The organism is Bradyrhizobium sp. (genome assembly GCF_019242285.1).
Classification (GTDB): Bacteria; Pseudomonadota; Alphaproteobacteria; order Rhizobiales; family Xanthobacteraceae; genus Bradyrhizobium.
The window spans coordinates 1-3,242 of record NZ_JAFAVV010000749.1; the positions used below are offsets into that span (position 1 = coordinate 1).

Sequence of the window (3,242 nt, forward strand, 5' to 3'; positions counted from 1 at the left end):
GCGTACTCTGCACCATTGGCGCCGAGCCCGTCATCGCCGTCGTCGACCTTCAGATGCGCGAGCGCCAGCGCCGCGCCGCCGAGATGCAGCGCGAGCGCGACCGATCCGGCCAGGATCCAGGGCCATCTTGGGGATCGGCGCTCGGTTTCGAGATCGGACATGGCCTCGTCAGGGTTTTGCGATTTCGCCCGCCGGCCCGGGCGCCGCGGCGGCAACGCCTTCCAGCGCGACCAGCTTGACCCTGGTGTAGCCCCCCTGCCGCAACAGCTCCATGACGGCCATCAGTTCGCCATAGGGCACGGCGCGGTCGGCGCGCAGGAACAGATACTGGTCGTGGCCCAGGTCGGGCAAGGCATCGAGCGCGCCGATCAGCTCGGCGCGCTTGATCGGGTTCTCGCCGAGCGCCAGCGTCAGGTCGGACTTGATGCTGAGATAGGTCGGCTTGTCCGGCTTCTTCTGCGGGGTCGCGGTCGAGGTCGGCAGGTCGACCGGAAGATCGACGGTCGACAGCGGCGCCGCCACCATGAAGATGATGAGCAGCACCAGCATGACGTCGATGAAAGGCGTGACGTTGATCTCGTGCGCCTCGGCGAAGTCGTCGTCGAGATCATCATCGGCAATCGAGAACGCCATTCCCCTACTCCGCCGCGCTCGCCATCATGCCGCCATGGCTGTGATCGAGATGGCTGTGATCGAGATGGCTGCGGTCGAGGTCGCGCGACAGCAGCCGGCTCACCGCGCCCTGGCCACGGCTCACCAATTCGAGATAGGCCTTGGTGACGCGCGAGAAGTGATTGTAGATGATGACGGCCGGAATGGCGGCGGCAAGTCCGATCGCCGTCGCCAGCAGCGCCTCCGCGATGCCCGGCGCCACCACGGCGAGGTTCGTGGTCTGCGACTTCGAGATGCCGATGAAGCTGTTCATGATGCCCCAGACGGTGCCGAACAGCCCGACGAAGGGCGCGGTCGCGCCGATGGTGGCGAGCAGACCCATGCCCAGCCGGACGCGCCGCGCCTCGGCGCGCGCAATCTCGGCGAAGCGCGACGCCGCCCGCTCCTTGATGCCGCTGTCGCTCGCCATGCCCGCCGAGAGCTTCGCCTCACGCAAGCCGGCATCGAGCAGCGCGGACACCACATTGTTCTTGGGGCCGAGCGCGAGCTGCGCCTCCGCCATCGACCTCGCCTCGGCGATCTTGCGCAGCGCCCTGCGCAGCCTGCGCTTGCCGGCGGACAGCTCGATCGACTTGGCGATCAGGATGGTCCAGGTCAGCAGCGAAGCGAAGGCGAGGCCGATCATCACGGCCTTGACCAGGACGTCCGCCGCCAGGAACATCGACCAGGGCGACAATTCGTGCAGCGTGACGGGAATGGTCTTCGCCGCGCGTGGCGAGTTGTCGGCGGTCGCCGGTGAATTCTCAGTGGCCGTCGCCGTCGATGCCGCTGGCTCCGGCGCCGCGGTAACGGGTGCAGCCAGCGCAGGCGGCTGCTGGCCCGGCGGCGTCCCCGTCTGCTGTGCGGACGCGGCAGCGGCGAGCGAGATCAACGCAAGCGCGGCTGCCACGTTGAGAACGGCGCGACAGGTTGCCATGGCTTCCCCGACTTCTTTGAAGATATTCTGTGACGATGCGGCGTTTCAAGACCATTTAGCGGGCGGCGTCGAGCCGCAAAGCGCAGCTTAGATCAATTCCATTTCATGGGCGAACCTCTTCTGGGAGGTTGAAAAATCCTGCCATTGGCCGACATGAAACACCGCATGTCAGGCCTCCGCCCAGTAGCGGATGAGATTGTGATAGATGCCGGTCAACTTGACCGTTTCGGGGTCGTCGCGGCCCAAACGGCCGGCGAGCATCTGGATCGAATTGTCGAGGTCGAAGATCAGGCTGCGGGCCTGGGCGTCGCGGATCATGCTCTGCAACCAGAAGAACGAGGCCACCCGCATTCCCCGCCTGACCGGCGTCACCAGATGCAGGCTGGAGGCGGGATAGAGCACGAGGTCGCCCGCCGGCAGTTTGACCTCATGTGAGCCGTAGAGGTCCTCGATGACCAGTTCGCCGCCGTCATATTCCTCGGGCTCGGCCAGGAACAGCGTCACCGAGAGATCGGTGCGGATGCGCAACCCCGTCAGCGGATCGCCGCGCACCGCGTTGTCGACATGGACGCCGAAATGGTGCCCATCGGCGGCTGCATAGCGGTTGAACAGCGGCGGAAAGATGTGCAGCGGCACCGCGGCCGACAGAAAGCGCGGGTTGGCGGTCAGTGCCGAGATGACGCGATGGCCGAGCCTGCGCGCGACCTCGCTGTCGGGCGGCAATTGCTCGTTGCGCTTGACCATCGCCGACTGCGCGCCAGCCGTCGAGCGGCCGTCCTCCCAAGTGCATGCGTCCATGATGCGGCGGAAATCCGCCACATCGGCCTTGCTCAGCACCTCCGGTATGCAGATCAGCATCCGCGGCCCGTCTCAGAACCGCGCCGAGACGACGAGATAGGCGGCCCGGCCCGGCGCCTCCAGCACGAAGGGGGCGCTACTCTGGTACAGCGCGTCGTAGTAGCGCTTGTCGAAGATGTTGTTCACGAACAGCTTCACCCGCCAGTTCTGGTTGATCTTGGCCTCGGCGAAGGCGTCGAAGCGCCAGTAGCTCGGGATCGACGTGCCCTGGTTGGCGGCCAGCAGCGTGCCGCCATAGATCTTCGAGCGGTACACCGCCTGCCCGCCGAGCTCCCAGGTGTCGTTGAGCTGATATTTCGACAACAGGCTGAAGGACTGGTGCGCGACGTTGGCGAGCTGCAGCCCGACATTGGTCGTATAGAGTGCCGGATCGGGCATCAGGTTGGGCGGAATGTTCGATTTGGTGACCTTCGACTGCATCAGGACCAGGCCGCCGAACACGCTCCATTTGTCGGTGATCTTGCCGCCGACGCCGAGATCGATGCCGCGGACATAGTATGCGGCGCCCGCCAGGATGCAGGACTGGTTGCCCGCGTTCGCCGTGTAGGGACAGCTCGCCGTCTGGGTCGTCTGGGTTATGTTGAAGGCTTCGCGGGCGTTGTCCTTGGTGGTCTGGAACAGCGCCGCTGTCAGCAGCAGGTGACGGTCGAACAGCTCCCACTTGGTGCCGATCTCGGCCGACGTGTTCTTCTCCGGCCCGAAGATCTGGTTCGAATTGCCGTTGATCACCGGGGAGATACCGCCATAGGCCGTGCTCGTGCCGTCGAACTCGGCACCGACTGGGTTGGCGGAGGTC

General features: G+C 65.5%; 4 protein-coding genes. All 4 read right to left on the bottom strand.

All coding sequences use genetic code 11. The features are described 5' to 3' along the window. Nucleotides 1-168 precede the first annotated feature (168 nt). On the bottom strand, nt 169-633 hold the full coding sequence (gene exbD, locus JOY90_RS30785) for a TonB system transport protein ExbD (RefSeq protein WP_291694867.1): 465 nt from the start codon (nt 631-633) through the stop codon (nt 169-171). Between the two features lie 4 nt (nt 634-637). Further along, a complete protein-coding gene (exbB, locus tag JOY90_RS30790; RefSeq protein ID WP_291694868.1) occupies nt 638-1,588 on the bottom strand; it encodes a tonB-system energizer ExbB in 951 nt (316 codons plus the stop codon). 168 nt (nt 1,589-1,756) lie between these two features. Then, nucleotides 1,757-2,446, bottom strand: a complete 690-nt coding sequence (locus JOY90_RS30795; RefSeq protein WP_291694869.1) for a Fe2+-dependent dioxygenase — start codon at nt 2,444-2,446, stop codon at nt 1,757-1,759. Between the two features lie 12 nt (nt 2,447-2,458). After that, nucleotides 2,459-3,242: TonB-dependent receptor (locus JOY90_RS30800; protein ID WP_291694870.1), on the bottom strand; the 784-nt coding region annotated here is incomplete at its 5' end.

Excerpts from the sequence above, each read along its gene's own strand:
- exbB (WP_291694868.1), bottom strand. The coding sequence starts at position 1,588 with ATGGCAACCTGTCGCGCCGTTCTCAACGTGGCAGCCGCGCTTGCGTTG.
- exbD (WP_291694867.1), bottom strand. The coding sequence starts at position 633 with ATGGCGTTCTCGATTGCCGATGATGATCTCGACGACGACTTCGCCGAG.
- JOY90_RS30795 (WP_291694869.1), bottom strand. The coding sequence starts at position 2,446 with ATGCTGATCTGCATACCGGAGGTGCTGAGCAAGGCCGATGTGGCGGAT.